Origin of the sequence: Achromobacter sp. GbtcB20 (genome assembly GCF_019091095.1) — a bacterium.
Taxonomy (GTDB): Bacteria; Pseudomonadota; Gammaproteobacteria; order Burkholderiales; family Burkholderiaceae_B; genus Achromobacter; species Achromobacter mucicolens.
Genome location: NZ_JAGXJZ010000861.1, coordinates 1 through 239, shown reverse-complemented (window position 1 = coordinate 239; position 239 = coordinate 1). Strand labels below are relative to the sequence as shown.

Here is a 239-nt window from a genome sequence, read left to right as displayed (position 1 = left end):
TTCACCTGGGCACTGCCGGGTGCAAGGCGGAATCCCTCCACGATTTCCTGGAGCACAACGATTCGGACACCCTCTATCTGGTCGGCGACATCGTCGTCGGCTGGCAGCTGCGCAAGCACTGGCATTGGCCCCGCGCGCACAACGGCGTGGTCCAGCGCATCCTGCGGAAGGCCCGCAACGGCACCCGCGTGGTGTTCATCCCCGGCAACCATGGCGAGTTCGCCCGGGGGTGCGTGGGT

Annotated in this window: 1 protein-coding gene; it reads left to right on the top strand. The window is 66.9% G+C overall.

Going from position 1 to position 239, the window contains the following annotated elements; genetic code table 11:
* Positions 1-239, top strand: a 239-nt coding sequence (locus tag KVT32_RS31425; protein ID WP_371825655.1) for a UDP-2,3-diacylglucosamine diphosphatase, incomplete at both ends; no start/stop codon positions are given.